The sequence below is a fragment of the Pseudomonas sp. EA_65y_Pfl1_P113 genome (assembly GCF_963970525.1).
Lineage (GTDB): Bacteria > Pseudomonadota > Gammaproteobacteria > Pseudomonadales > Pseudomonadaceae > Aquipseudomonas > Aquipseudomonas tritici.
Window position 1 is genome coordinate 1 of the sequence record NZ_CAXAQM010000357.1, and the last position, 523, is coordinate 523.

Consider the following 523-nt stretch of genomic DNA (forward strand, 5'->3'; position numbering starts at 1 on the left):
CGGCTGGCGACACGCTTGCCGCGATAAGTTTGAGGGCCGCGTTTACCTTGTCGGCGTCAAGCGGCTGACGTCCCGGCCGTTTCCCCTTCGCCCGCGCGGCAGCGATGCCATCGCGAGTCCGTTCGGAAATCAGCCGACGCTCAAAATGCGCGATGGCCCCGAAAACATGGAAGATCAGCTCGCCGGCCGCAGACGACGTGTCGATCTTCTCCTCCAGGCTGAGCAGCGCAATGTCACGCTCGCGCAGCATGTGTACCGTTGTCAGCAATTCGCCCAGCGAGCGACCGAGACGGTCGAGCCGGACGATCGCCAGCGTGTCTCCCTTTCGCGCGTATTCCAGCAGCTCGGCCAGCCCCGGCCGATCCATGCTCTTGCCCGACATCACGTCAGTGTACACTCGGATCGCGCCAGCCTGTTCGAGCCGCAGCCGCTGCCCGGTGACATCCTGATCTCCGGTACTGACGCGGGCATATCCCAAAATACCGGTCATCGATCATGTCTCCCAAACGGTCGTTCTGTGGAC

General features: G+C 63.1%; 1 protein-coding gene. It reads right to left on the reverse strand.

What is annotated here, in order from left to right; all coding sequences use genetic code 11:
- Positions 1–490 (reverse strand): recombinase family protein (locus AACY52_RS30030; protein ID WP_339561335.1); only part of this gene is annotated, 490 nt, incomplete at its 3' end.
- Positions 491–523: the final 33 nt, after the last annotated feature.